The sequence below is a fragment of the Paenibacillus sp. J31R120 genome (genome assembly GCF_056269225.1).
Map to the genome: position 1 here is coordinate 395995 of NZ_JBWDNN010000003.1, position 25116 is coordinate 421110.

Below are 25116 nucleotides of genomic sequence, written 5' to 3' on the forward strand. Positions count from 1 at the left end.
CGTTAACCGCGCCCCTTCCCCGTCTGGACTTCGTAATCCGTGTTGATCGCCATGCTTCTCGCCTGCATGGCTTCCGGCTTCCGGAAGCTCGCTTCCGCCGCTCTGATCGCCTTTAGCATGCCTTTTGCTTTATTGACCGTCTCCATATATTCGTTCTCCGGAACAGAATCCCACACAATACCTGCCCCGCTCTGAACGTAAGCCTTGCCGTGCTTGAAGATAATGGTCCGGATCGTAATACAGGTATCCATCGATCCGCCGAAGCCCAGATAACCGATCGCCCCGGCATATGCGCCACGCGCCTCATTCTCCAGCTCCGCAATGATTTGCATCGCTCTCAGCTTCGGAGCGCCGGATACCGTTCCAGCCGGCAGGCAGGATATGAAAGCATCGAAGAAATCTTTGTCCTGCCGTAGCTTGCCTGATACGTTCGATACGATATGCATCACATGGGAGTACCGCTCAATTTCCATGAATGAATCACAGCGGACGGAACCAAATTCCGATACGCGGCCGATATCGTTGCGGCCCAGATCGACCAGCATAAGATGCTCCGCTCTCTCCTTCTCATCCGCCAGGAGCTCCAGCTCCAGCTCCTTATCCTGCTCCGGTGTCGCGCCTCTCGGTCTTGTGCCGGCAATAGGTCTTGTCTCGACCCGATCGTTCGCCACTTTAACCAAAGCTTCCGGCGACGTGCCTACAATGACTTCCTCGCCCATTTTCAAATAGTACATGTATGGCGAAGGGTTCATCGTGCGAAGCACGCGATAGACTAGTAGCGGATCAATGTCGGTATCAATGCTGAAGCGCTGTGATAGCACAACCTGGAAGATGTCCCCGGCTCTGATGTATTCCTTCGCCTTGTCGACATTGGCTATAAATTGATCCTTGGTTAAATTCGACTGCACATCTCCAAGCTCCGGATCATTCGGAATGGGGGACGTGGGAGACACGCTGCTCGGAACCGGCTGCTTCAAACGGTCAATCGTTGCATCGATTTTAGCAACCGCTTCGTTGTAGGCCCGCTCGATTTCGCCGTCCGTCGCACCGGATTCGATATGAACATTGCCGATAATTTGCAGCTGCTGCTTGAAATGATCAAATACGATAACCTGATCGCAGAACATGAATTGCATATCGTTCATTTGCAAATCGTCAATGCGATGCGCCGGCAGATTCTCGTAATACTGAAGCAGATCGTATCCGAAAAATCCGATTGCGCCTCCTGTGAATGGCGGCAATTCGCTGGAGGAAGGGCTGTGGAAGGACCGCAGCTTCGCCTTGAGCAGCTCGATCGGCTTCTCATGCAGAATCGTCTTCTCCCCTTTATGCTCCAGCACCAGCTCGCCATGCTTGCCGTACAGCTTCATGAATGGGTCCGTTCCGATGAAAGAATATCTCGCCCATTTGGCGCCGCCCTCCACGCTCTCCAGCAAGAAAGCATGGTCTTCTTCGGCAAAATGCTGGAACAACCGGATCGGCGTCTCCGTATCCGCCATTACATAACGTACAATCGGTATCAGATTATAGCTTCCAGCAAGCCCTATTACGCGTTTCAATTCATTCGTCATCCTTACGACCCCCATTAATGGAATTTCGGCGAGAAGCGTATAATCAAAAAAGCTCCCGCCGCAGCAGGAGCTTAGAATGTATCGATGATAGCGTGCCCTATAGGTCCCCTGCAATCACTTCGATGCGGTAAAGCAGAACAGCCAGCGGATACAAAATTATGTACCGGGTCCATGCTCAACTTGACCAGCAACCATGATCTTATGGGGTTTGCCCTACGGCAACTCACTAATGCTCTACTCATCTCAACTCAGCTAAAAACCTACTTGACTCATCTCATCTATTGCATTAACTATATAGCATCCGAAGCGGATGCGTCAACCCGTTATTTTGACTTTGACAAATCCGGACGAAGCGCCTGGGCGCCGCGCAAATAGACATGGCGGATATCCGCTTGCGTCTTCTCCGTATTGGCCAATACCATAACGCGGATGCAGCGCTCCAAGCTTCCCTTCACCGGAACCTCCAGCGCACACATCAGAGGCACCAGCTCCCATCCTTCGAGCTGTCTGATCGACTGGGCGGGGAACGTCTCGTTCAGATCATTCGTCACTGTAATCAAGACACTGCAAATGTCAGCAGGGTCTAGTTCATTCTGAGTTACGAGATCCTTCATCATCTCCAGCGTCGCGCTGGCAATTTGTTGTCCGTCATTCGCATCTACGGTTATCGCACCGCGTATTCCGCGTACACTCATTGCTGTTCAACCTCCAGTTTCAATTCCTCCACGATCTCTCTTACCCAGGCGATCGGCACATCCGACTTGATCTCGACTTCACCGATCGCCGTCGGTACGATAAATACCATTGTACCTTCCGCAAACTTCTTGTCATGCATCATCGCTTCCATGATTGCATCCACATCGTAATGCTGCGGAAGCGCAATTGGCAATTCGCACTTGGCCAGCACGCGTTTGGTCGTTGTGTACACGTCCTCAGGCGCTCCATAGCGGACGCCAAGCTTAGCCGAACCAACCATACCGATCGCTATCGCTTCACCGTGCTGAAGTCCGTTGTAGCCCCCAACCGCTTCAATCGCATGTCCGATTGTATGTCCCAGGTTCAGAATAGCCCTCAGCCCATTCTCTCTCTCATCCTGCGAAACGACTGACGCCTTTACGCTGCAGCCGTTGTGAAGCGCGTAGCCAAGGCTGTCTGCATCAAGCGCAAGCAGCTTATCCGCATGCTCCTCGCACCACTGGACGAAGGAGGCATCCCAGATCAGTCCGTGCTTGACCACTTCGGACAATCCGGACCGCACCTCGCGCGCCGGCAACGACTGCAGCAGATTCAAATCATACAATACAAATTCAGGCTGATGAAATGCGCCGATAATGTTTTTGGCCTTTGGATGGTTGACCGCCACCTTACCTCCTACACTGCTGTCATGCGCAAGTATCGTAGTCGGGATTTGCACGAATTTGACACCGCGCATAAAGGAAGCTGCTACATAGCCGGCCAAATCGCCGACAACGCCGCCGCCAAGTGCCACGATCGTTGATTTGCGGTCAAGACCGGCATCGAGGGCGCTTGCGATCAGCTGTTCCAGCATAGCGAGCGACTTGGAACCTTCTCCCGCTGGAACGACCGCGCTTGCTGCTTGATATCCGCCCCCGTTCAACCTCTCTTCAAGCAGAGCCAGATGCAGCGGCGCGATATTCGTATCGGTAATAATAAGCAACGGAGATTTTTTGCTAATGCCGTGCTTGGAAAAATAAGTATCCGCCTCGTTCAAGAGGCCTTCCCCAATATAGATAGGATAAGAACGTTCACCAAGGTCTACCATAAGTTCACGCATAGTCTGCTATCGCCCCAATTGCTTAAAATATTTGTTCTTTCCCGTTCGGACTAGAGGGTGAGCACGCAGTCAATTAGCTTAGACGCAAGCCAAAGTCCCTCCTTAAGCGCAAAGCCGCACTCCCATGCGCCTGCTGTCGTGATAATCCCGAAACATCTTTGCTCATTATAGTACAGCCATGCGGGTTTGACAAGAAATCTCACCGTTCCCTTAGACCGCCTCAATGCCCGTCAAAACAGCAAAAGACCGGGCTCCCGATTCCATCGAATCAAGGCAGCCCGGTCTTCTCCGCAGGCATATCTACAGGCTCTTGGCAGCCGGTTGTTCATGGCAGCCATTGCTTTCGCTCATGTATTTGGTATCATCCGCAATTCTAGCCGCTTGCCTGCTGTCCACGCCGATGATTTGCGCGCACTCCTGTATCGTAAGAAACCCGCGGCGATACGCGGCGATCACTTGGCGCTTGTCCATATCCAGTTCTCCTTCCACAAATCGATTCTATGATTAGTATAGGAGAACATGGAAACCGCTATACATCGCTACACGCGTCTGTAGAAGAAAGTATCCGCTGTCTCGAAGCCGTATTGCGCAGGAGAGAAAATTTGTTCTGTACTGCCGACGAACAGGATCCCTCCCGGCTTAAGCGCTTCGGAGAACTTATGATACAAGCCATGCTTGGCTTCTTCGGTGAAATAAATCATGACATTCCGGCACACAATCAGATCATAGCCGGAATCGAACCGGTCATGCAGCAGGTTGCCCTGTTTGAACTGTACCGCTTTCTTCAGCTCATCCGCTATACGATAAGCCCCTTGGTCCGGCTTGAAGTAACGGCTGCGAAAGGCTGCCGGCACATCTCGAAGCGACCGCTCCAGATAGATCCCTTCCTTCGCCTTCTCCAGAACGTTGTTGTCCAGATCCGTAGCGACTAGTGCAGTCTTCCCAGCGGCCCCTAGCTCGGATAATATCATCGCCAACGTATAGGGCTCTTCACCTGTGGAGCAGGCTGCGCTCCATATTTTCAACCGGGGATTAGCACTCATCATCTCCGGCAGGAACCGTTCGCGAAGAACATCCCATCTCCCCGGATTCCGCCAAAACTCCGACACGTTGATCGTCATCCGGTCCAAAAACTCGTTCAGCAAAGCGCGATTCCCTTCAATCGCCTCATAATAGGCTTGAAAGGTGGAGAAACCATTTTTCATGCGAAGCGTCGTCAGCCTGCGCTTCATCTGCGCTTCCTTGTATTGCGAAAGATCAATATCAGTCTTTCGCTTAATGCGGTCTATAAATTGTAAGAAGTCCAGATCATCAGACATAACGGCAGCCTCCATCTTATGCGGCTGGCTTATACCCAGCGTTGAATCGTATGCTCGTAAGACACAAGCTCCTCGGGTGCAAAGAAGATGCCGATCTCCCGCTCTGCATTGACCGCAGAGTCAGAGCCATGAATCAAATTAAAGTTCGTATGTACCGCAAAATCGGAACGAATCGTACCTGGCGCAGCATCCAGCGCATCGGTCTTGCCGATTAGCGCCCGCGACAGCGCGATGACATTGTCGCCGCTCCACACCATGGCGAATACGGGACCGGATGTAATGAACTCCAGAAGCGGCTCATAGAACGGCTTGCCTTTGTGCTCCGCATAATGAACTTCCGCGCGCTCGCGCGTGATCTGCATGAACTTGGCTGCCGACAACTGAAGCCCTTTTTTTTCGAAGCGCGACACGATTTCGCCGATTAATCCGCGTTGAACGCCATCAGGCTTTATCATCAGAAACGTTCTTTCCATCTTGCAAACCATCCCTTCCAACACCAGATTAAATGATCTAATAGTTTCTCTTCCCGACGAAATGCGCAATATCGGTAAGATTCTTTTTCGCCGTATGATCGGGTAATCCTTCTAATGCCTTCAAAGCTTTCTGTATGTAACGGTTAGCAAGCTCGTCCGCGAGCTCTCCTCCTGCGCTGTTGCGAATGAGAGAGATGGCCCGTTTCGTATCGGGAAAGCCTTCATGCTTGCGTATCATGCGGATTTCCTGCAGAAGCGGCTCTCTGGCTCCCGGATCGCGCAAGGCGAGAATGACCGGCAGGGTAATATTGCCTTGACGGATGTCGGAGCCTGGCGGCTTGCCGATTTGCTTCTCGGTGCCGTACAGGTCAAGCAGATCATCGCGTATCTGGAAGGCCATTCCCACATTGTAGCCATAACGGTACAGCCGATTCGCTGTTGCCCGGTCCGCATTGGCTGCTACAGCCCCAAGCTGGCAGCTGATCGCGATCAATAGCGCCGTCTTTCTGCGAATTCTAAGCAAGTAATTGCGGATCGTCTGCTCCGTATTGAAGAAGTCCCTGATCTGCTCCATCTCGCCGATGCACATTTGAACAAGCGCTTTGGACAAGATTTGGTGGATCTGCGGATTGGGAAGCTGTGTGGCAATCGTCAGCGCTTTCCCATGGATATAATCGCCTGTGTACATGGCAATCCGGTTATCCCACTTGGACTTGACCGTCAATTGACCGCGTCTTGTCTCCGCATCATCGATGACATCGTCATGCACAAGCGAAGCCATGTGGATCAGCTCCAGCGGTACCGCCACTTGCTTGAGCACGTCCAGCTTGTAATCTCCGAACTTGCCCGCCAGCAGCACAAATACAGGACGTATCCGCTTGCCGCCTGCCTTGAGCAAGTGTGTCGACGTATCGCTAAGCAGGACATGGTCATCGGACACGCTGCGTTCCAGCGCTTGTTCGATCTGATTCAAATCGCCCTTCATTTTTGCGTACAGTTCTAATAGTTTCATTCCTTCACCTTTTGGGGAGAGTGTCCTTCATAAAACGTCAGCCGCGCCTCATGCTGCAGCAGGTTGAGTTCACGCGCGTATTGGAAATAAAGAGACAAGCCGGCTTGCAGCTTATCGCCGAAATCATATTGCAACGAACGGAAGTAAGTCTCCCAGTAAGAATACTCTCCGCCAATGGTTGCGCATGCGCGCTCGATCAGCGGACCTGTGTTGTGCTGGTTATGCGCTTTGACGGCTAACATCGCTTCGTATATCGCTCGCAATTCGCTTCCATGCTTCTCAACTGCTGATCTGCGCGCAGCCACAACAGCGTAGGCCATGCCGAGACCTGTCCAGTTATGCCACAACTCTCCCAAATCGAGCACATGCAGCCCCTCTGTATGCCAGGAAGCTGTGATGGCCGGGTCGCCGATCAGAAGCGCTGCATCGGAATCCTTCAGCATAGCTTTCAAATCAGGCTCGGCCCGAACATATTCGGGCTCAATCCCGAACCGCATGGTCATGATGATCTTGAGCAGGTTAATCGTTGTCGCGGTGGTCGTCGTAACCGCAATCTTGCGCGGCTTGCGCTTCTCCAAAGGTTCCTTCATAAACAGCAGAAGCGAATGGACGCGGCCAATGGACCCGACCGACAGACCTGGCATCAGTACGTAATCGTCGCAATACTGTCCGTATGAAAAGGATGAAATGGCCGAAATGTCCAATTCCCCTGCGCTGAGCAAGCGATTCAGCTCCGAGGGGACACGCGCAATCATCTCATAGTCCAAACCTTTTACCTGACGCTCGAAGCCCTTGAACAGAGGCCAAGCGTTGGCATAGTCAATCTCCCCGATGGTGATCCGATGCGAGTTGCTCATTATGCTCATCTCCCCATCTTCTGTACAAATCATGATCAATATCTACGTTGTCCAGTACTTTTCCCACAAGGAAATTAATCATTTCATCCATGGATTGGGGCTTGTAATAAAAGCCCGGCATCGCCGGAACGATACGTACGCCCAGTCTGGCAAGCGTAAGCATGTTCTCCAGATGAATCGCGTGCAGCGGCGTCTCCCGCGGCACAAGCAGCAGCTTGCGTCCTTCCTTCAGCATAACGTCGGCAGCCCTCGCCATCAAGTTGTTGGAAGCGCCGTGCGCAATCGATGATAGCGTTCCCATGGAGCATGGCATAATCAACATGCCCTCCACCCGGAACGATCCGCTCGCAATCGAAGCGCCGATATTCGCATTGGGATGGAAGACCAGCTTGCCTTGTCCACCCTGCCTGGAGAATGCCCGGTCGAGCGTCTCCGCTCTGCGTGCCGTCTCCCAGCCAAGCTCTTCTTTCAATACGCGCCATCCCGCTTCCGTAACAACCAGATGCACTTCGAAGTCTTTGGCCAGCAGTTCCTCAATCAGCCGAATGCCATAGATTGCACCGCTTGCGCCCGTAATGCCAACTACCCATCTTTTTCTGGGGGTTTCCCTTACTGGTGTCTGCTCTCCGCCTACCATTGTCTAAGCACCACCAAGTCTGCAATGGTGAAGATGAACAATACGACGCTAAGCGTCCCGTTCATGCCAAAAAACGCTGTAGGCACGCGGGATAAGTCATGCGGCTTCACCATCCAGTGCTGATAGAACAGCAAGGCGATGGAAAGCAGCGCACCGAACAGATAGAGCCAGCTGAGCTGTGTCATCCAGAACAGAATGACAAAGCCAATTGCCGTCACAAAATGAAGTGACCTTGCGATCCACAGAGCGCCGGAGATGCCAAAACGCGCCGGAATGGAGTGCAGGCCAGCGTCACGATCATATTCATAATCCTGTGTTGCATAAATGATATCGAATCCCGCAATCCACAGCGCGACCGTACCATAGAGAAGCCATGCCGAGAAATCGAACTGTCCTGTCACAGCCACCCATCCTCCAAGCGGAGAGAGCGCGATGGTCAGGCCAAGCACGATATGGCACAGCCAGGTAAAACGTTTGGTGTAGGAATAAATAACTAGGAAAAATACCGCAATCGGCATCAGCTTCATCGCAATTGGCGCCAGATTGGACGCCGCCCAGAACAACAGGACAAACGAAACGATGATGAACAGAAGCACTTCAGCCGACTTCAGCAAGCCGGCAGGCAAAGCCCGGTCCCTCGTGCGCGGGTTCCGCAAGTCAATCGCTTTGTCAATCAGGCGATTCAGGCTCATAGCCGCGCTGCGGGCTCCGAACATGGCAAGCGAGATCCAACCGATTTCGCTCCAGGACGGAAGCCTTTGTTCCATCACAACCGTGCCAAGCAAAGCCCCCATGTAGGCGAAAGGCAAGGCGAACACGGTGTGTTCAAATTTAATCATTTCCAGTATAATGCGAAGTTTGCGTATCATTGCTGAACATCTCTTCCCTTCGTGCCTATGTGCAAAGCGGCGATGCCGCCGAAAAAGAGGCGCACATCCACTTCTTTCATATCCGCTTGGCGGTAAAGCTCTGTCAAACCTTTGGAGTCAGGGAACAGCTTCAGCGAATCGGGAAGCCATTGGTATTCCTTGAATCTACCCGCAATAAGCTTGCCGAACCATGGCATCATACGTTCGAAGTACAAATAATAAATGCTCTTGAATGGCTGCCATGTCGGCTTCGACAGTTCCAGGCAGACGACTTGTCCGCCTGGCTTTACGACGCGTCTCATTTCCTTCAATACTTGCAGATAGTCCGGCACGTTCCGAAGGCCGAAGCCAACCGTAACATAATCGAAGGTATTGTCTTCGAATGGCAGGCTCATGGCATTGCCTTGCACGAGCTCGATATGGTCATCCAAGCCCAGCTTCTTCAATTTCTTCTCGCCGATATCCAGCATGTTCTGACTAAAATCAAGCCCTACAATACGGCCTGTACCGCTAGCTTTGGCCAAATCAATCGTCCAATCGCAAGTGCCGCAGCATATATCCAGCGCCGATTGGCCATGCTGCACATTCATTCGGTTCATCGTATACTTGCGCCAAGCCTTATGCCTGCGAAAGCTGATAACATCATTCATCAAATCGTATTTGGGCGCTATCGTCTCGAATAAGCCATGCACATGGCTCTTAGAATTTGTATTGTCCATTTCCTTCACCTCGTCTCGTTAAGCGCGGGCATACCGCTGGACAGCTTGCTGACCATACTATCCGCAATGGCGGACAGCTCGCTTGTCAACTTGTCCGAATCCAGTAACGCAGCCCCGGATCTCAGCGATTCAACCGCTTGCCGCAGCTTGGCTGTCAGCAATACCCGTATGTCGTATTTGTGAAGTAGTGCAGGAAGCTCACCGCTCTCCAGCGTCTGGGAGGCGAGCCGATGGCGTTCCTCTTCCGTACCGACCTGCAGGACATGCCAATAAGCCCAGCTTTTGTCGAACTTATCGATGCTCTCGCTGCGCTCCAGCTCTTGCAGCACAACCTCGCAGCGGCTTATGTCCTGCAGCAATTCGGGCCAGATTCGAGCCACAGCACCCTCCAATATACCGGAGAAGTGCTGGAACAGCTCGCTTCTAAGCTGCACAGCCTGCTTGAAGTATTCTTCAGCCGTTAAGCGCAGACTTCTCATTCGTGTATACAGGTTCACCTTAAGCCGGTTCACTTCGCATACGGCGCCGCTGATCTTCGTAATCATCTCAATTTGTCCCGCGTCTGCAAGCAGCTGATAGAATCTCGCACTGAAAAAATCCCCAGCCAATACCTTCAATTGCCTGGAACGCATATCCGCCTCGGATCGCTTCGTCGTCTCCGTATCGATCAAATCGTGGGTATCCATGCCAAGCTGTACAAGCGTCACAACCAACGTGTAGAGCTCGCTATGCTCCTTCACTGACCTCTGTTGACTAAGGAACGCATATAGCATCCGTGCTCTCGGCTCAGCCAGCGGAGGCAACTCGGTATGTCTATCAATCATATCGTGCCTTGCATGAAGTTTTGTCATCTCAGGAATGCGGTATCTAGTCATTATAGAAGCCTCCGAACAAATGTAGCAGCAAGTCTCCGCTCAATAATCTAAACTATTATAGCACAACTTTACATGAGAGCATACGACTCCCCTTACATGTTCATCAATTTGCTATATCCGAAGTCCCAGGCCGAACCGAGCGTGCCGAATAGCCCTCCGGTTTGCCGAATCGATCCATCCACGCCGATGTAAAGCTAAGCCTCAGACGCTTTCTCCATACTTCATCATGTACCGGATCGGAGTCTTGAAGCTCTCCCAGCTCGCCAAACAGCCAGGCGTCTCCCTCGCGGACATCCACCGCTGCCAGAAGCCGTTTCTTTTTGCCGTCACTCTCCATAATACGGATGAGCAGCCGCTTCACATTATCGAGCTGCTTATACGAAACCCCGATCAATCGTTCCACGTCATCGAACCACTGCTCCGGTCTGCCGCTGTCGCTCGGTACGACCAACTCCAGCGTCAATACGGCGTTCCGCCACTCCACATGGCCCAGCCGCTCGCGAAGATCGACGCCAACGAACGCATCGACGATGTTCACATTGGTCAAATGCTCGATCGGCGCCCCGCGGAAAACGGCAACGTCGCCCCCTCCGCCCTTGGACTTCATCAGAGCCTGGGGCAGCCATGCCGCTCCGAGCGTAATGGCCAGCGTAACCGCACATGCAGCTGCAATTCTAGTTCCGGTGCGCAATGCGGCACCTCCATTCATTCTCATAAGTACATAGTCCTTATTCCAAGTCTGGTCATTCCGGGCATGACACATACAGACTTCAGGCATATAATACATTGTACGAGAATGGGAGATTGAATATTCGGCTTGTCTGATCCGGGCAGGATAAAAACAAAAAAGCAGGCTTCGCCTGCTTTGCTCCAATCTTATTGATCGGTTTCCACGGTACCGTATTTCGTCATAACAATGGCTTTTCCCCGGATTTTGATAGCCGAGGTATGATCGGTGAACTGACAAATCAGCACTTCGTTTTTGTCCAGCTTTTCGGTATGGTGGAACCGCGTATCCTGGCCGCGCGTCAGGCCGATGACCTGTACGCCTTGATCCTTCGCCTTCACTACAATATAATCGCCAACCGTAGGCTCCATGGTGATCCCTCCGCAATTCAACATTCCTTGCTATCCATGTGAATTATAGTGGAAGTCGCGCCAATGTGCAATGCCGCGTCATTTCACATCCCACAAAAAAACGCTCAAACGAATCGTTCGAGCGCCTGTTCTTGCCTATACGTTAATTGGATACGAGGTCCTTGAGAGATTTGCCTGGTTTGAATGCCGGCATCTTGCTAGCAGCAATATCGATCTCTTCGCCTGTTTGCGGATTGCGGCCTTTGCGTGCTTGGCGCTCGCGCACTTCGAAGTTGCCGAAGCCTACCAGCTGCACTTTATCGCCGCTTTGCAGCGCGTCGGAGATTGCCTCGAAAACGGCATCAACCGCTTTTGTCGCATCCTTCTTGGACAGGTCCGTCAATTCAGCTACTTTCGCGATCAAGTCAGTTTTGTTCATGATTTCACCTCCTTAAAAGTTTTGCGGAGCAAAACTTACTTCGTAAGCATAGGCTTAGTTTTTGAGAATCAAAAACTTACTTCGTAAGCATAGGCTTAGTTTTGTGAGACAAAAACTTGCTTCGTGTGCACATGCTAGAACAGTCATATTCCTCTTATTAACCGAAAACTTCAAATATATACCTTTTGACCGAACAAACCTATAGTAATACAGCAGAATTGCTTTTTCAAGTGAAAACGTTGATTTGACGCGGAAAAGGAACGTTTTCTAATTTTACGGTCATTTTGGCTGAAAAGTCTGACATTATCCGATTTCTGGAGGGGCTAAGCATATAGTCCCAAAAGGCAAGACAGGCTGCACCGAAGGTCTTGGCGACCTTTGGTGCAGCCTGTCGGTTGTCAGGGTTTGTTACAGAATAATGGCGATTAATCCGCCGGAGCCCTCGTTGATAATGCGGCCCAGCGTCTCTTGAAGCTTGTAGCGCGCATTGTCCGGCATCATGGCAATTTTGCCTTGGATGCCCTCTCTTACGATCGAATGCAGCGAGCGGCCGAAGATATCCGATTCCCAGATCTTGATCGGGTCGTTCTCGAAGTCCTGCATGAGGTAGCGGACCAGCTCCTCGCTCTGCTTCTCCGTACCGATGATCGGAGCAAATTCGGATTCCACATCGACACGAATCATGTGGATGGACGGGGCAGTCGCTTTCAGCCTTACGCCGAAACGAGACCCCTGGCGAATGAGCTCCGGCTCGTCGAGCGCCATCTCCGCAAGGGACGGGGCTGCGATGCCGTAACCGGTCGTTTTGACCATCTCAAGCGCCTCCGCGAACCGGTCATATTCCCTCTTGGCATGAGAGAAGTCCTGCATCAGCTGCAGAAGGTGATCCTTCCCGCGAATCTCGACGCCGACAACCTCCATCAAGATACGGTCATACAGCTCGTCGGGAGCGTACAGATCGATCTCCGCAACGCCCTGACCCATATTCATACCGCTAAGTCCGGCTCTTGCAATAAAGTCGTAGTCCATGAATTGCGCCACAACCCGCTCTACATCGCGGAGGCGGCGAATATCCTTCACCGTGTCGCGCACGGAGTTCTCGTAATTCGTGCGCAGCCAGTGATTATCATTCAGTACCATGACCCAGCTCGGCAGATTGACATTAACCTCATGCACGGGGAATTCGTACAGCACTTCACGCAGAACGGCTGTGCCTTCTTCTTCACCCATCGTCGCCACGCTGAGCGCAATGACTGGAATATCATATTTTGCCTGAAGCTCGCTTCTAAGCTGCTGTGTCTCCTCGCTCTTCGGACGCGTCGAGTTGATAATAAGCACAAACGGCTTGCCTACTTCCTTCAGCTCTTCAATAACGCGTTCCTCTGCCACAACGTACGAGCTTCTCGGTATCTCTGCAATCGAACCGTCCGTTGTCACGACGACGCCAAGCGTAGAATGCTCCTGAATCACTTTGCGCGTCCCGATCTCGGCCGCTTCCTGGAACGGAATCGGCTCGTCGAACCAAGGTGTCGTAATCATACGCGGGCCATTCTCATCCTCATAGCCCTTGGCTCCTTCTACCGCATAGCCGACGCAGTCTACCAATCTTACATTCACTTCAAGCCCTTCCGCCACTTTAAGCTGAACCGCTTGGTTTGGCACGAATTTGGGCTCTGTTGTCATAATGGTTTTGCCTGCGGCGCTTTGAGGAAGTTCGTCCACGGCTCTGACCCGGTCCGATTCATTCGCAATGTTGGGAAGTACGACCGTCTCCATGAATCGTTTAATGAACGTTGATTTGCCCGTCCGGACCGCCCCAACTACACCGAGGTAAATATCCCCGCCGGTACGTTCGGCTATGTCCTTGAAAATGTCTACTTTCTCCACTGAATATCCCCTCCCAATTGATTTTCCGGTTCGCCGCCATCCACCGGACAAAAGGGCAGGCCAGCGACGCAACTCGTACATACTTTTTGGACTAGTAATAGCTTATGTCCCGACTGTCCAATTATGACGATTCCTTCTACGAAAACTTTTTTCATTCACCGAATGAACCTGCTTCCCTTCCAAGATTGAAATATATGAGGAAAGGGTTCTTTCTATGCCGCGGCGCACAAAAAAACCTCTTCCGCTGTAGCAGCGGAAGAGGTTCGTTCCATTATACGGTTAAGGCAATATAGCGACCGGCTCGCCGCCGACCAGCTTGTAGACTGGTGCTTTCACAGGGACAAAGTCAGAGCTGTTCACTAGCAACTCTCTCAGATCGTCTATCCCGTTCGCGGCGGATTCTCCGTTCTTTTGAATATATTGCATGAGATCGATGCCGTAATCGATGTAGATGTTCCCTTTGTCATCCAAAATCGTATGCAAGCCTACACCCGAAAAACCGCTTCGAATATCAGGCGCTTTTTTGCCCATGCCCTCGTAATCTATCGTATAGAAGCCCGGGTACATCTCATCCTTCTTCGGCAGGGAGCCGCGGCTGTCCGCATATTGCTTCACCCAGCTCTGCACGTCGATCAGCTTCTGGAACGTCGCGATGTCCATCAGCTTGACGGTAGGATCAGTCTCCTCGTCAATGATGATGAAATAATAATTGCCGCCGTTCTCGAATGCAGCGGACGGAATGTAGCTTAGATATCCCTTTGCCTGAAGCTTCTTGTAATCGATCTTATATTTCTCATATACGGGAACATCCTGCGAGCTTGTCACAATCGGCAGAAGTCCTTGCTCATCAAAATATTGGTCGATCGCAGCTTGAACGTTACGCACCGCCTCTTTGGGCGGCACATTCTGCTTCTCGTCTTCCGGATACAGACATCCCGTAAGCGACAGTGTAATCATAGCAAGCAGACCGATCATAGCGCTTGTACGCCATTTGCGGCCCGCTGCAAATAGAGCAGATGATTTCATTGCTTGTTATCCTCCATTTCCGTCACCAGAGCTCGTCGTTCTCTTCCTTCTGGCGCGCCAGCGCTTTGGCGACTGCCGCGCGCAGCGGGTCTGGCGGAAGCTCCACTTCTACTTTGCCCGACACGCGAGTCTGGCAGGAGAGCCGGATATTCTTCTCCTCCAACCCGGCTAGCTTGCGCCGTTCCTCGTCTCCCATGGGAAGCAGCTCGCTTCCAGGCAGCACGATAACCTTGCACATAAAACATGCGGCCTTGCCTCCGCAGCGTGTCGCGATCGATACGCCGGCTCGCCTCGACGCGTCCAGCACAGACGTGCCTCGTTTGACCTTGACCGCCCGTCCGCCCGGCCAAAAAATCACTTCCGCATCCACGGCCGCTCTCCTTTCTGCGATCCCGTTATCCGTTCATGAACATCGATGACGACATCCTCCGCAAAATCATTGCCGGCCTCGATGGCTTCGAGCGCAAGCCGATGAGCAAGAGGCTGCTTCCGCATCTCCTCCGCAATGACGCGCACGCGGTCTTCCCGCTGCCTAAGCGTATTGAACCATAACTCATGGGCTAAAGGCACCACTCGGACATAGTCCGGCTTTCCATCCGTATGCTCATGAAGCTCCATCGCCTCGCCATACGGTAGCAGCACTTCTTTTACGTTTATCTGATAACAACAGTCCAGTGCATGGACGGTGAAACCTCCGACCAATTCCACCTGAATCGATCCGATCCGATAATGGCTAAGCGTTGAACGATAAATATCCGTCTCGCTGAATGAGGGCTTATCGATCGCATAGCCGCTAAGCACATCATGAATGGCGCTGGCAGCATCGTCATCACAATACAAATCAATGTCTCGCGGCGGAGCACCCAGCTGAAGTCCTCTAAGCAGCAAGGCTGCGCTCCCGCCGAGCACCCACGATGTGTTGCCGGCCAAGCGTACAATCGTAGATAGCGCTTCATGCACGCTTGTTGTTTCCATGATCATGCCGGCACTCCTTTTATGTTAGAAATACGTCTTGTTAGCAGCTACAATACGGCCGGCGCCTTCCTTGACCACAGCCTGACAGCCCAGGCGGTAGCCTTCGTCGAACTCCTCCGGTTCCAGTCGATCCCATTCCTCGTCTGTTACCTCTTCCAGAAACTCTCCGCCCTCGGATACCAGGCAGCGGCAGCGCGCGCAAGTCCCGCGCGTGCATGAGAAGCTCCAGTCTACTTTATGTTTGATCGCATGGTCCAATATGGTCAGACCTGATTCCGATTCCACCGTTGCGGTGATCGTTCTGCCCTTTAGTTCAATCATGTTCGTATATAACTCCTTTAATCTTCATATCAGGTATGTACTGCCTTCTGTTACAGGATGGAGAAAAATCCATAAATAAAGCCGAAGATTAATAGTACGAAAGCAACAAAAGATAATACGAATTTAAGTATGCCTTTTGTCTTCACTCGGGCAAAGGTAATCAAAAAAGCTGCAATCGCCATTAGTCCAATGCCGAGAAAAGAAACCCACATTTTCGTCATTGCATCCATTCAGGTTCCGGTCTCCTCATCTGTATCGTTATAAGTTCTCAGGCTATTATAGCATTAGGCAAAAAAAAGGACAAAAGCGTATTCGCGATTCGCGCCCGGGAAGCTCCCGGGCGTATCGCCCACTTTTGTCCGATGCCGTTATCTCTTCGCCATCATCTTAACCAGCGCCTCCAAGTTCGACGGACTTACTCCGCTTGACTTGATCGCTTTTACAATATCGCTCACGGTAGAATCCGGCACTTTCATTTTGGCCATATCCGCTACCTGCTTAATCAGCTTACGCAGTTCCGCTTCATTTTGCAGGGTTCCGGCATCCACACCGCTGGCAAGTTTTTTGACTGCGTTTTCGGTTATGGTTTTGCCGGTTTTTTTGTTGATTGCGCTTAGCACGTCTTTGGGAATTCCTTTAGACAACCTATTTCACCCTCCTCAAATATCAGCTTCTAGCATCATATGAGGAGGGCGGGTTATTGGTGTAGGCGCAATGGGTCAGCCTATTGGCTCAATCTCATGCGTCTTCAGCCTGCCCATCAAGCTCTCAACCGCTTCCTTAGGCGACTTGCCTTCGAAGAGAACGGCATACAGCTGGGTTGTAATCGGCATCTCCACTGCAAATTGCTTGGACAGCTGGTGAGCGGCACGTGTCGTGCGTACGCCTTCCACCACCATGACCATCTTCTCCAGCACGATCTCCAGCGGCGTACCGTCTGCGAGCATAAACCCCGCACGCCAGTTGCGGCTATGCTTGCTCGTTCCCGTCGCGACAAGATCGCCAACGCCTGCGAGGCCGGCGAAGGTCATTGGATTCGCGCCCATCACTGCTCCAAGCCGGCCAATCTCAGCCAAGCCGCGGGTGAGCAGCGCAGCCTTCGCATTGTCGCCAAAACCAAGGCCATCGCTGAGGCCAGCTCCCAGAGCGATAATGTTTTTGATCGCACCGGCAACCTCCACGCCTACGACATCATTGTTCGTATAGACACGGAATGTACCGTTAATAAGCGCGTCCTGGGCTTGATCGGCAGCTGCCAGCGACTCAGACGCAACAACGACGGTAGTCGGCTGCTTGCGAATGACTTCTTCCGCATGGCTAGGGCCGGACAATACAACGATCTCCGATGACGGTCTGCCCAATTCCTCCGCCAGAACCGTAGACATTCGTTTCAGCGTATGTTCCTCGAAACCTTTTGTCGCATGGACACATAATGTGCCAGGTTCCAAATGCGGGGCCGCTGCCTTCGCTACCTGCCGCATGGCTCCCGACGGAGCAACGAAGAGAGCAATCTCCGCTCCAGACAACGCTTCAGCCAGATCAGTGGTCGCTATGATATTATGCGGAAGGTCGTTATCCTGGAGATATTTGCTGTTCTGATGTTTCGTATTGATTTCAATCGCTTGCTGTTCATTCCGGGTCCATAAAGATACCTGGAATCCGTTGACGGCCAGCACCGACGCAAGCGCGGTACCCCAGCTGCCGGCTACAAGCACGGCCGCACGACGAATCTTCGAAGTCTTGTGATTACTCATGCACGCTTACGCTCCTTTCTTAACACCCAACTTGTTCTCCGTTCCCTGCAGCAGCTTGACAATATTGGTACGATGTCTGACGAATGCAAATACCGCCAGAACAAGCGTGCCGCACAGCAGCGGAAGCGAATAGTTAAACAAGGCGATGCTTACGGGCATCAAAGCCGCGAATACAAGTGATCCGAGCGAAACATACCTCGTCAGCACAATCAGGAGAATCGCAATCAAGCCTGCGTAAAGTGCGGGCAGGAAAGATAGCGTAGCTACTACGCCAACCATCGTCGCAATCCCCTTGCCCCCCTTGAATTTGAACCATACTGGCCAATTATGGCCCGCAATGGCTGCCAAACCGCATAGCACAGGAAGCCACTCATTGTCGCTAAGCGTATGGCCCAGATAGACAGCGAAGATGCCTTTGGCAATATCCAGCACGAATACAGCAATCGCCGGGCCTTTCCCAAGCACGCGCAGGGTGTTGGTTGCTCCCGCATTGCCGCTTCCGTGGTGGCGGATATCGATGCCTTTGACCCATTTTGCAATAACAATGCTGAATGATACCGCTCCGATCAAATAACTGACAATAACCGCGACAATATTAAGTAACAAGCTGCCTCTCCCCTAGTCCTCGTCGGATTTGCGCCGCGTGAAAATGCGAAGTGGCGTACCTTCGAAGTCGAAAGCAGCGCGAATTTTATTTTCCAGATAACGCTCATACGAGAAATGCATCAGATCCGGATCGTTCACGAAGCAAACAATCGTCGGCGGCTTGGTTGCCACCTGAGTCACATAGTTAATGCGCAGACGCTTGCCCTTGTCTGAAGGCGGCGGATTAATGGCTACCGCGTCAGACACGACATCGTTCAGGAGATGCGTCTGAATACGCATCGCGTGCTGCTCCGATACGTGATTAACGACGGGCAGCAGCTTATGGAGACGTGATTTGGTAAGTGCGGATAAATAGGTGACAGGCGCATAGGTCATAAACAAGAAATGATCACGAATACTTTGCGTAAATTGCTGCATCGTCTTCTCGTCTTTCTCCACGACATCCCATTTGTTCACAACAAAGACCGAAGCTTTCCCCGCTTCATGGGCGTAGCCGGCAATATGCTTATCTTGCTCGATAATGCCTTCTTCACCGTTAATCAGTACCAGAACGACATCTGCGCGCTCAATGGCCTTCATTGCACGCATAACGCTGTATTTCTCCGTCGACTCGTAGACTTTGCCCCGTTTGCGCATGCCTGCCGTATCGATCAGCACATAACGTTTTCCATCATGCTCGAACGGCGTATCGATCGCGTCGCGCGTCGTACCCGCCACATTGCTCACAATAACGCGGTCTTCACCTAGCAGCGCGTTAACCAGTGATGACTTGCCGACGTTCGGTCGGCCAATTAGCGCAACGCGAATAACGTCTTCGTCATAACCGTCATCTTCAAGCTCCGGAAGAAGCTCCGTTGCTGCGTCCAGCAAATCTCCTATGCCAAGTCCATGAGAACCTGAGATCGGGATCGGCTGACCGAAGCCAAGGCCGTAAAATTCATACACTTCATCCATCCGGTTCTCATTGTCCACTTTGTTCACAGCCACAACGACCGGCTTGCGCGAACGGAACAGCATCTGCGCGACTTCATCATCCGCAAGCGTCAATCCGATTTTTGCGTCCACCATAAAAATAATGACATCAGCTTCTTCGACGGCAAGCTCGGCTTGCATCCGTACCGACTTCATAATTTCATCTTCGCCGTCAATCTCGATCCCACCGGTATCGATAATGCTGAACGGCTTGCCGTTCCATTCGCCTGTGCCATACAGACGGTCGCGGGTTACACCCGGTTTATCCTCAACGATAGCCAGTCGGTCGCCAATCACTCGATTGAATATAGTGGATTTACCCACATTTGGACGGCCGACTATGGCGATTACGGGTCTTGCCATAATTGGTTTTTCACTCCTTCAACAATTCTCACGTTACTCATCATAGCAAAAAAGAGCGCGCTTGGCTAACTTTTCATGTTAATGATGGTCGACGAGAATGATCGTACCGTTCTTCAAGTCATGCGCGCTTGCATCCAATATTTTCTCCAAAAGGAAGGCAATTTCCTCTAGCTTCCTGGCATCAGGCGCAATAAATATCGGCGCACCGCCCTTTACCTCATCAGGATGGACGGACACAACGGCAACAATATCAGCCAACCTCCCCCGCCTCCTTTTCGTTCACCTTGGCTTCTGTCGGCATTCGCACGGCTGATTCCAAAATTTGCACGGCCCGAATGATTTCCCGTCCTTTCTCCGCGTCCTTCTCCTGCGGAAGCATGAAGATAGCTAACCGTCCGTCATTCATATCCAGCTTGGCCATTGGAATAAGAGCCGGCTCGCCGTCATCCCGATAAACCCCTAAAATAGTGGCAAGATCGTATAAAATCGCTTGACGCTGCCCCATATTGCTGAGCGTTACTTTGCTATTGGGATTGGTAGGCTTCAGAATATAGCCAATGCCGCGCTTCGCGATGATGTCCTGGTTAGCCTTTAGACCTACATTCATAATGTAGATATCCGACACAAACAAGTCAGGTCCATCGACAATAACCTCCGCAATTTCGACAGAAGCAATATGGGCAATCTTATGACCCGACTTCAGCTTAAAGACAATAATCAAAGACAGCAATCCTGCTGCAATGCCAAACCATACGTTAATCACAATAGAGAAAAGGCTGGTTAGAAGCGCCGACATGATCACTAGATAATTGCGCCCTTCGAACACCATCGCAATGCCTTCAATATAAGTAGCCCCACGGCTCACAAGCTCCAGACTATCAATCTTCGTTAGTGTCTCCCGTTCCATCTTGCGAACATCTCTGAACTGCTGGGCGGCCAGCGTCAGGAAAGTGATGGCCGTATAATCCTTGCCCATCAATGCCGGTACGGCAACAGCGCCTAGAGCTGCAGCGATTACCCCAAGCGAGATATGAATGATTCGACCATGCGGGTAGGTTGGGTATTGACGATAGTCGGTTTTCAGCATAAGCAGTCTGGCAATGACTCCGAATACGATGCCGAGTAAGACACCGACGAGATGGTGATTTTCCTTTAGCAGAGCAAGCATTATGATGAACGCCCTCCTCTCAGATGCAGCCATACCGCACCTATTCTGGAACCAATAGCACGTCCGGCCCTCAGAAGCACCGTCACCGCAACTGCCGAGCAGAAGGCAATCGTTACGCTATCCCACCACTCCCATGAACCGATCCTGGCCTGGATGACGCCGTCTCGGAACATGGCCTCTACGAAGTCGCCAAGCGCTGCCCCCCATACCACAAGCACAAGCTGATGTCTGCTGTCCGATGTGAACGCACCGCATAATAGACCCGCCAAGAGGGGCATATCCCATACCGGATCCATCCAGTAAAACATCGATTCATGTGAATATAAGCTTCTAGCGCTACCCCACACGATCGCAAGCATGAGCGCGCATAACATCAAGTAGCCTCGCTGACCCTCCTTTGCGAAACGCCATAACATAATGGCACAGACAGTCATCAGCAACCATGCCGAAGCATGGATCTGGACGGCGGGTTCACTGCTAAATGGCGATGACCACAATGGAAATATCAGCAGTGCAGCGATGGCAAGCGTAATCGTAACGGTCCACCCTGTGCGCATATGAGGTGCAAAAACATCCTTCCAGCCTGTAGCCCATAATATCGAAACAATTAGCAGCAGCAATACACTGATATAACCTGGTATCATTTCGCAATCACCTCATGTAACCCTATTATGCACCAACAAAAAAAGGCTATTCCCACGCTCATAGCGCAGGAATAGCCTTTATGCCTATCTATTATTTCAATTTGCTAAGCTTGTCGCCGAAGCGCTCGCCCAGGGAATAGCTCATGCTGGAGCTGTTCAAGCTTACGTTCGGATTGTTGATTTCTTCAATTTTCGGAGAACGAGGCGCACGTTCCGATCTTGGAGCCGGTGTTGGCTGCTCTGGAGCTTCTTCTGTTTCTTTGATGCTCAAGGATACGCGCTTCTCAGCAGCATTGAAGTCAAGCACTTTCGCTTGAACTTCTTGCCCTTCACTCAGCACCTCGTGCGGAGTAGCGATGTGACGGTGAGCGATTTGAGAGATATGAACCAGACCCTCTACGCCAGGAGCGATCTCGATGAACGCGCCAAACGTCACGATGCGGCGAACGGTGCCTGTAACAATGTCGCCAACATTGAATTGGCTAGCAGCCGTGTCCCAAGGACCCGGTTGAGCCGCTTTCACGCTCAGGCTGATCTTGCCGGCAGCAGGATCAACTTTTAGCACTTTCACGCGTACCGATTGTCCTTCAGCTACAACATCCTTCGGATGTGCAACATGCTGCCAGGAAAGCTCGGAAACGTGAACCAGGCCGTCGATGCCGCCGATATCTACGAATGCGCCGAATGGCGTCAGGCGTTGAACTGTACCTTCCAGCTCTTGGCCAACTTCCAGGGAAGCCATTACTTTTTGTTTGTTTTGCTCGAATTCTGCGTCAAGCACTTCTTTTGCCGACAGAATCACTTTTTTGTTTTCCAAGTCAAGCTCTTTCACTTTTACGCGAATTGTGCGGCCTTTGTAATCGCTGAAATCTTCAACGAAATGACGCTCAACCATGGACGCAGGAATGAATCCGCGTACGCCAACGTCAGCTACCAAACCGCCTTTTACCACGTCAGCTACTACAACTTCGAATACTTCACCAGACTCGAAGCGGCTTTGCAGCTCTTCCCATGCTTTTTCGCCGTCTACAAGGCGCTTGGAGAGAACCAGGCTCTCTTTGTTGTCGTCGATGCTAACGACTTTCAGTTCAACCTCTTGACCGACTTGAACCGCATCCGTTGCGTTCTCAAGCTGTACAGGGGACAGCTCGCGAATCGGAATGACACCGTCATATTTATATCCAAGGCTTACGTAAGCTTGGTTATCTTCGATTTTGACGATAGTACCTTTTACGGAGTCGCCTTTCTTCAAAGAAACGAAATTGTCTAGCGCGTCTTGGCTTACTTCCTCCGCGACGGATTCTTGCACATTGATTTCTTCTGACATTGAAATAACCTCCTCAGTTCATACCCCAACTTTATTTAAATCCGCTTGGCAATCGCTTTGCGGCATTTAAAACATAACTATTGATTTTCCTTGATCAGGTCCGCGATTCGGACCATCATCACATTTGTAACTTGGTCCAAAGCATCCGGCGATGATGTATCGATAATTTCAGTAATAATAATAGGCTTGCCATAACATACCTTGGTCTTTCTGAAAGGCTTGTAGCCGCCGACGATGGCTACCGGTACAATGGTCGCGCCGCTTCGCAAGGCGATCATGGCTGCGCCCTTCTTGGCCGCTCCTGCATTACTGCGTGAACCCTCCGGGAATATGCCCATTACGTTGCCTTCCTTAAGCAGCGTAATGCCGGACTTGATCGCATCCTTGCTGACGCCGCCCCGTTTGACCGGGAATGCGCCGAATGAACGGATAAGCGGACCAAGCACAGGGATCTTGAACAGCTCTTCCTTAGCCATGAAATACACTTTGCGCGGCACCTTGACTCCAATTGTAGGCGGATCCAGATTGCTAATATGATTGGATGCCAATACAACGGGCCCTTCAGCAGGTATGTGATGCAGGCCTCTGGCCTCCAGACGGAACAGCACCGTGTAAATCACTCTCAGCAAAAACCTAAATATGACGTATAACATAGTTTACTTCGCCTCCGCCAATTTGGTTCTGCTTAATTTTACGATTGCCGCAACAACTTCATCGATAGACATATTGCTGCTGTCCAGTTCGATTGCGTCTTTCGCTTGTATAAGCGGAGATATGTCTCGCTGCTCGTCCAATCGGTCTCTCTCGGCAATCTCGCTTTCTAGCTGCTCGAGCGATCCCCCATGGTCGGACGGCAGCTCCTTAAATCTGCGGAGTGCTCTTTCTTTCACCGACGCTGTCAGGAAAATCTTCAATTCCGCATCAGGCAGCACATGTGTGCCGATATCCCGCCCGTCCATCACGACGCCCTTCTGAACGGCCAATTCGCGCTGCAAGGTGCCCAGCACCTCACGCACGACGCCGCTTGCGGCGAAGTAGGACACGTGACGAGTTACTTCCCTCGATCGGATCAATCCCGTTACATCTTCGTCATTAATGAAGATCGATTGTCCCCTCTCACCCGGTTCAAGCCGGATTCGAGTCGTACGAAGCAGTTCCGAGAGCCTTGCCTCTTGCTCAGCTGTAATAGACAAGCGCTGCGCGCTTAAGGTTACAGCTCTGTACATCGCACCTGTATCGATGTACACGTACCCCAAATGACCGGCGACCATTCTCGCGACCGTGCTCTTGCCGGCGCCTGCCGGCCCGTCGATCGCAATATTGATTCGGTCGCTGTCACCATCTTGCAACGCCACGTACAGTCAACCCCCTTTAAAATCAAGACGGCCTCTTTCCCAATGAAACATGCTTCCTGCCATTTCAAAGAAAAAGCAGGCATTGCCTGCGAACGTGAAAATTATACCACACTATGGCCCCGGATGCAAAAGACAAGCGCTAGTTCAGGCGGGTACCTTCCCACCGATCCGCGCTTGTCAGCATGCCTCTGATTGTGTCATTCTGCATTGCAAGCTGGAAGATCGCAAGAAGCAGCAGCAAAGCAATAATGGTCTTTAGCAACAGGCTGCTTAGATAATCCGACAGCCTAATCCAGTCGCCTCTGCTTCGATTCTTCCCTATGAAACGATTCATGGAATTCCTCCTCTATAGAGGATAGCATTCCGATCGCAGTCCCAAGCTATGCATATGAATTACAACGATTTACCGGTTTCTGTACTCCAGCTGCTTCTCGAAGCAATAGCGAATGATTTTCCCGCGCTCGGAATCGCTGATGCTTACGAACTTGATCATGCATTGCTTGCGGCCGGAATCCAGGACATTAACCCGGACAACCTCCGCCTGAAACGATACATGCTCGATCGATCCGTTCTTATAGGGGACAAGCAGCCAGCAGTCCAATAGTCCGCCGGATTGAAGCGCCCACTTGCCGTCACATACGAACGAAATACCGCCGCCGCCCACATCGTCCGTATGGCAAACGAAGCGTTCATGCTCCGATAGCTTCACCGCGAGCTCCAGCTCGGCAGGCACGCGGAGAAAGCTTCGGCGCTGCACTTTCGTCATGCGCTCGGGGTCGGGCTTTACAATCTTGACCAGCCTGATCGCATCATCCTTGAATCCGGTCACATGGGAATCGAAGTAATGCTTGACTCCGTCCGGCGATAGGAAATAAACCGACAGCTCGTCTCCCAGAAACAGCCGTTTTGTTCTGCCCGTCTGCTCATGCAGCGGGTATTCAATATGTAACGCTCCCTCTTCTTCGTCGGCGATTCTGGAGCGGTATTCGATCGCCGCTTCGGTCTCGTCGGAAGAAGCGATATGATAATACAGCATTTGATTAACCGTTGGCAACAAAATAGCTCCCCCCCATAT

33 protein-coding genes are annotated in these 25116 nt (G+C 51.7%); all 33 read right to left on the bottom strand.

Annotated elements, in window-relative coordinates:
- Positions 1 to 2: 2 nt before the first annotated feature.
- The 33 genes from trpE to AC0YNW_RS14390 all read right to left on the bottom strand — a co-directional run bounded on the left by trpE (position 3) and on the right by AC0YNW_RS14390 (position 25098).
- A complete protein-coding gene (gene trpE / locus AC0YNW_RS14230; protein ID WP_475832542.1) occupies positions 3 to 1571 on the bottom strand; it encodes an anthranilate synthase component I in 1569 nt (522 codons plus the stop codon).
- A 323-nt stretch (positions 1572 to 1894) separates the two neighbouring features.
- Entirely contained in the window at positions 1895 to 2266 is a 372-nt protein-coding gene (aroH, locus tag AC0YNW_RS14235; RefSeq protein ID WP_387473697.1) for a chorismate mutase, read from the bottom strand.
- Complete coding sequence (gene aroB, locus AC0YNW_RS14240) at positions 2263 to 3366, bottom strand: 3-dehydroquinate synthase (RefSeq protein WP_387473700.1); 1104 nt, start codon at positions 3364 to 3366, stop codon at positions 2263 to 2265. The genes aroH and aroB overlap by 4 nt, the downstream gene beginning before the upstream one ends.
- 300 nt (positions 3367 to 3666) lie before the next feature.
- Positions 3667 to 3837 carry a hypothetical protein gene (locus tag AC0YNW_RS14245; protein ID WP_387473703.1) on the bottom strand — a complete coding sequence of 57 codons (171 nt, stop codon included), beginning with the start codon at positions 3835 to 3837 and terminating at the stop codon, positions 3667 to 3669.
- Between the two features lie 68 nt (positions 3838 to 3905).
- Positions 3906 to 4685, bottom strand: a complete 780-nt coding sequence (locus AC0YNW_RS14250; RefSeq protein ID WP_387473705.1) for a CheR family methyltransferase — start codon at positions 4683 to 4685, stop codon at positions 3906 to 3908.
- A 29-nt stretch (positions 4686 to 4714) separates the two neighbouring features.
- Positions 4715 to 5158, bottom strand: coding sequence for a nucleoside-diphosphate kinase (ndk, locus tag AC0YNW_RS14255; protein WP_387473707.1), 444 nt, complete (start codon positions 5156 to 5158; stop codon positions 4715 to 4717).
- A 37-nt stretch (positions 5159 to 5195) separates the two neighbouring features.
- Positions 5196 to 6170, bottom strand: coding sequence for a polyprenyl synthetase family protein (locus AC0YNW_RS14260; protein WP_475832543.1), 975 nt, complete (start codon positions 6168 to 6170; stop codon positions 5196 to 5198).
- Positions 6167 to 7027 (bottom strand): menaquinone biosynthetic enzyme MqnA/MqnD family protein, encoded by an 861-nt coding sequence (locus AC0YNW_RS14265; protein ID WP_475832544.1) that lies wholly within the window; start codon positions 7025 to 7027, stop codon positions 6167 to 6169. Before AC0YNW_RS14265 ends, AC0YNW_RS14260 begins: the two co-directional genes overlap by 4 nt.
- Positions 6990 to 7664, bottom strand: a complete 675-nt coding sequence (locus AC0YNW_RS14270) for a UbiX family flavin prenyltransferase (protein ID WP_475832545.1) — start codon at positions 7662 to 7664, stop codon at positions 6990 to 6992. The genes AC0YNW_RS14265 and AC0YNW_RS14270 overlap by 38 nt, the downstream gene beginning before the upstream one ends.
- On the bottom strand, positions 7658 to 8533 hold the full coding sequence (locus AC0YNW_RS14275; RefSeq protein WP_475832546.1) for a UbiA-like polyprenyltransferase: 876 nt from the start codon (positions 8531 to 8533) through the stop codon (positions 7658 to 7660). The genes AC0YNW_RS14270 and AC0YNW_RS14275 overlap by 7 nt, the downstream gene beginning before the upstream one ends.
- Complete coding sequence (locus AC0YNW_RS14280) at positions 8530 to 9252, bottom strand: demethylmenaquinone methyltransferase (protein ID WP_475832547.1); 723 nt, start codon at positions 9250 to 9252, stop codon at positions 8530 to 8532. The genes AC0YNW_RS14275 and AC0YNW_RS14280 overlap by 4 nt, the downstream gene beginning before the upstream one ends.
- 5 nt (positions 9253 to 9257) lie before the next feature.
- Positions 9258 to 10127, bottom strand: coding sequence for a heptaprenyl diphosphate synthase component 1 (locus AC0YNW_RS14285; protein ID WP_475832548.1), 870 nt, complete (start codon positions 10125 to 10127; stop codon positions 9258 to 9260).
- Between the two features lie 103 nt (positions 10128 to 10230).
- The gene (locus AC0YNW_RS14290; RefSeq protein ID WP_475832549.1) at positions 10231 to 10842 is read right to left on the bottom strand and encodes a hypothetical protein; all 612 of its coding nucleotides are present in this window, start codon (positions 10840 to 10842) and stop codon (positions 10231 to 10233) included.
- Between the two features lie 161 nt (positions 10843 to 11003).
- Positions 11004 to 11225 (bottom strand): trp RNA-binding attenuation protein MtrB, encoded by a 222-nt coding sequence (gene mtrB, locus AC0YNW_RS14295; protein WP_116044760.1) that lies wholly within the window; start codon positions 11223 to 11225, stop codon positions 11004 to 11006.
- 142 nt (positions 11226 to 11367) lie between these two features.
- Positions 11368 to 11643 carry an HU family DNA-binding protein gene (locus AC0YNW_RS14300; RefSeq protein WP_116044761.1) on the bottom strand — a complete coding sequence of 92 codons (276 nt, stop codon included), beginning with the start codon at positions 11641 to 11643 and terminating at the stop codon, positions 11368 to 11370.
- Between the two features lie 408 nt (positions 11644 to 12051).
- The gene (gene spoIVA / locus AC0YNW_RS14305; protein WP_119799545.1) at positions 12052 to 13530 is read right to left on the bottom strand and encodes a stage IV sporulation protein A; all 1479 of its coding nucleotides are present in this window, start codon (positions 13528 to 13530) and stop codon (positions 12052 to 12054) included.
- A 279-nt stretch (positions 13531 to 13809) separates the two neighbouring features.
- The gene (locus tag AC0YNW_RS14310) at positions 13810 to 14556 is read right to left on the bottom strand and encodes a DUF3939 domain-containing protein (protein ID WP_475832550.1); all 747 of its coding nucleotides are present in this window, start codon (positions 14554 to 14556) and stop codon (positions 13810 to 13812) included.
- A 22-nt stretch (positions 14557 to 14578) separates the two neighbouring features.
- The gene (locus tag AC0YNW_RS14315) at positions 14579 to 14926 is read right to left on the bottom strand and encodes a 2Fe-2S iron-sulfur cluster-binding protein (RefSeq protein WP_475832551.1); all 348 of its coding nucleotides are present in this window, start codon (positions 14924 to 14926) and stop codon (positions 14579 to 14581) included.
- Positions 14911 to 15537 carry a nucleotidyltransferase family protein gene (locus AC0YNW_RS14320; RefSeq protein WP_475832552.1) on the bottom strand — a complete coding sequence of 209 codons (627 nt, stop codon included), beginning with the start codon at positions 15535 to 15537 and terminating at the stop codon, positions 14911 to 14913. The genes AC0YNW_RS14315 and AC0YNW_RS14320 overlap by 16 nt, the downstream gene beginning before the upstream one ends.
- 18 nt (positions 15538 to 15555) lie before the next feature.
- Positions 15556 to 15852, bottom strand: a complete 297-nt coding sequence (locus tag AC0YNW_RS14325; protein ID WP_387473738.1) for a 2Fe-2S iron-sulfur cluster-binding protein — start codon at positions 15850 to 15852, stop codon at positions 15556 to 15558.
- A gap of 50 nt (positions 15853 to 15902) precedes the next feature.
- Entirely contained in the window at positions 15903 to 16082 is a 180-nt protein-coding gene (locus AC0YNW_RS14330; protein ID WP_387473740.1) for a DUF2768 family protein, read from the bottom strand.
- A gap of 138 nt (positions 16083 to 16220) precedes the next feature.
- On the bottom strand, positions 16221 to 16496 hold the full coding sequence (locus AC0YNW_RS14335) for a stage VI sporulation protein F (RefSeq protein ID WP_387473743.1): 276 nt from the start codon (positions 16494 to 16496) through the stop codon (positions 16221 to 16223).
- Between the two features lie 75 nt (positions 16497 to 16571).
- Positions 16572 to 17606 (bottom strand): NAD(P)H-dependent glycerol-3-phosphate dehydrogenase, encoded by a 1035-nt coding sequence (locus tag AC0YNW_RS14340; RefSeq protein WP_475832553.1) that lies wholly within the window; start codon positions 17604 to 17606, stop codon positions 16572 to 16574.
- Between the two features lie 6 nt (positions 17607 to 17612).
- Positions 17613 to 18212, bottom strand: coding sequence for a glycerol-3-phosphate 1-O-acyltransferase PlsY (gene plsY, locus AC0YNW_RS14345; RefSeq protein ID WP_475832554.1), 600 nt, complete (start codon positions 18210 to 18212; stop codon positions 17613 to 17615).
- A gap of 12 nt (positions 18213 to 18224) precedes the next feature.
- A complete protein-coding gene (gene der, locus AC0YNW_RS14350; protein ID WP_475832555.1) occupies positions 18225 to 19547 on the bottom strand; it encodes a ribosome biogenesis GTPase Der in 1323 nt (440 codons plus the stop codon).
- A gap of 78 nt (positions 19548 to 19625) precedes the next feature.
- The gene (locus tag AC0YNW_RS14355) at positions 19626 to 19805 is read right to left on the bottom strand and encodes a capping complex subunit for YIEGIA (protein ID WP_387473755.1); all 180 of its coding nucleotides are present in this window, start codon (positions 19803 to 19805) and stop codon (positions 19626 to 19628) included.
- Positions 19798 to 20715: a YIEGIA family protein gene (locus tag AC0YNW_RS14360; RefSeq protein ID WP_387473758.1), complete on the bottom strand. Its 918-nt coding sequence runs from the start codon at positions 20713 to 20715 to the stop codon at positions 19798 to 19800. Before AC0YNW_RS14360 ends, AC0YNW_RS14355 begins: the two co-directional genes overlap by 8 nt.
- Entirely contained in the window at positions 20715 to 21359 is a 645-nt protein-coding gene (locus AC0YNW_RS14365) for a YphA family membrane protein (protein WP_475832556.1), read from the bottom strand. Before AC0YNW_RS14365 ends, AC0YNW_RS14360 begins: the two co-directional genes overlap by 1 nt.
- A 91-nt stretch (positions 21360 to 21450) precedes the next feature.
- Positions 21451 to 22686, bottom strand: coding sequence for a 30S ribosomal protein S1 (rpsA, locus tag AC0YNW_RS14370; RefSeq protein ID WP_475832557.1), 1236 nt, complete (start codon positions 22684 to 22686; stop codon positions 21451 to 21453).
- Between the two features lie 77 nt (positions 22687 to 22763).
- Positions 22764 to 23339, bottom strand: coding sequence for a lysophospholipid acyltransferase family protein (locus tag AC0YNW_RS14375; RefSeq protein WP_387473765.1), 576 nt, complete (start codon positions 23337 to 23339; stop codon positions 22764 to 22766).
- A gap of 3 nt (positions 23340 to 23342) precedes the next feature.
- A complete protein-coding gene (cmk, locus tag AC0YNW_RS14380; RefSeq protein WP_475832700.1) occupies positions 23343 to 24047 on the bottom strand; it encodes a (d)CMP kinase in 705 nt (234 codons plus the stop codon).
- A 133-nt stretch (positions 24048 to 24180) separates the two neighbouring features.
- Positions 24181 to 24375: a hypothetical protein gene (locus AC0YNW_RS14385; RefSeq protein WP_475832558.1), complete on the bottom strand. Its 195-nt coding sequence runs from the start codon at positions 24373 to 24375 to the stop codon at positions 24181 to 24183.
- Between the two features lie 69 nt (positions 24376 to 24444).
- A complete protein-coding gene (locus AC0YNW_RS14390) occupies positions 24445 to 25098 on the bottom strand; it encodes a flagellar brake protein (protein WP_387473769.1) in 654 nt (217 codons plus the stop codon).
- Between the last annotated feature and the right edge of the window lie 18 nt (positions 25099 to 25116).

Bases quoted from the DNA above. Each gene is read 5' to 3' on its own strand.
- trpE (WP_475832542.1), bottom strand. From the start codon at position 1,571: ATGACGAATGAATTGAAACGCGTAATAGGGCTTGCTGGAAGCTATAAT.
- aroH (WP_387473697.1), bottom strand. From the start codon at position 2,266: ATGAGTGTACGCGGAATACGCGGTGCGATAACCGTAGATGCGAATGAC.
- aroB (WP_387473700.1), bottom strand. From the start codon at position 3,366: ATGCGTGAACTTATGGTAGACCTTGGTGAACGTTCTTATCCTATCTAT.
- AC0YNW_RS14245 (WP_387473703.1), bottom strand. From the start codon at position 3,837: ATGGACAAGCGCCAAGTGATCGCCGCGTATCGCCGCGGGTTTCTTACG.
- AC0YNW_RS14250 (WP_387473705.1), bottom strand. From the start codon at position 4,685: ATGTCTGATGATCTGGACTTCTTACAATTTATAGACCGCATTAAGCGA.
- ndk (WP_387473707.1), bottom strand. From the start codon at position 5,158: ATGGAAAGAACGTTTCTGATGATAAAGCCTGATGGCGTTCAACGCGGA.
- AC0YNW_RS14260 (WP_475832543.1), bottom strand. From the start codon at position 6,170: ATGAAACTATTAGAACTGTACGCAAAAATGAAGGGCGATTTGAATCAG.
- AC0YNW_RS14265 (WP_475832544.1), bottom strand. From the start codon at position 7,027: ATGAGCAACTCGCATCGGATCACCATCGGGGAGATTGACTATGCCAAC.
- AC0YNW_RS14270 (WP_475832545.1), bottom strand. From the start codon at position 7,664: ATGGTAGGCGGAGAGCAGACACCAGTAAGGGAAACCCCCAGAAAAAGA.
- AC0YNW_RS14275 (WP_475832546.1), bottom strand. From the start codon at position 8,533: ATGATACGCAAACTTCGCATTATACTGGAAATGATTAAATTTGAACAC.
- AC0YNW_RS14280 (WP_475832547.1), bottom strand. From the start codon at position 9,252: ATGGACAATACAAATTCTAAGAGCCATGTGCATGGCTTATTCGAGACG.
- AC0YNW_RS14285 (WP_475832548.1), bottom strand. From the start codon at position 10,127: ATGACTAGATACCGCATTCCTGAGATGACAAAACTTCATGCAAGGCAC.
- AC0YNW_RS14290 (WP_475832549.1), bottom strand. From the start codon at position 10,842: ATGAGAATGAATGGAGGTGCCGCATTGCGCACCGGAACTAGAATTGCA.
- mtrB (WP_116044760.1), bottom strand. From the start codon at position 11,225: ATGGAGCCTACGGTTGGCGATTATATTGTAGTGAAGGCGAAGGATCAA.
- AC0YNW_RS14300 (WP_116044761.1), bottom strand. From the start codon at position 11,643: ATGAACAAAACTGACTTGATCGCGAAAGTAGCTGAATTGACGGACCTG.
- AC0YNW_RS14310 (WP_475832550.1), bottom strand. From the start codon at position 14,556: ATGAAATCATCTGCTCTATTTGCAGCGGGCCGCAAATGGCGTACAAGC.
- AC0YNW_RS14320 (WP_475832552.1), bottom strand. From the start codon at position 15,537: ATGATCATGGAAACAACAAGCGTGCATGAAGCGCTATCTACGATTGTA.
- AC0YNW_RS14325 (WP_387473738.1), bottom strand. From the start codon at position 15,852: ATGATTGAACTAAAGGGCAGAACGATCACCGCAACGGTGGAATCGGAA.
- AC0YNW_RS14330 (WP_387473740.1), bottom strand. From the start codon at position 16,082: ATGGATGCAATGACGAAAATGTGGGTTTCTTTTCTCGGCATTGGACTA.
- AC0YNW_RS14340 (WP_475832553.1), bottom strand. From the start codon at position 17,606: ATGAGTAATCACAAGACTTCGAAGATTCGTCGTGCGGCCGTGCTTGTA.
- der (WP_475832555.1), bottom strand. From the start codon at position 19,547: ATGGCAAGACCCGTAATCGCCATAGTCGGCCGTCCAAATGTGGGTAAA.
- AC0YNW_RS14360 (WP_387473758.1), bottom strand. From the start codon at position 20,715: ATGCTTGCTCTGCTAAAGGAAAATCACCATCTCGTCGGTGTCTTACTC.
- AC0YNW_RS14365 (WP_475832556.1), bottom strand. From the start codon at position 21,359: ATGATACCAGGTTATATCAGTGTATTGCTGCTGCTAATTGTTTCGATA.
- rpsA (WP_475832557.1), bottom strand. From the start codon at position 22,686: ATGTCAGAAGAAATCAATGTGCAAGAATCCGTCGCGGAGGAAGTAAGC.
- AC0YNW_RS14375 (WP_387473765.1), bottom strand. From the start codon at position 23,339: ATGTTATACGTCATATTTAGGTTTTTGCTGAGAGTGATTTACACGGTG.
- AC0YNW_RS14385 (WP_475832558.1), bottom strand. From the start codon at position 24,375: ATGAATCGTTTCATAGGGAAGAATCGAAGCAGAGGCGACTGGATTAGG.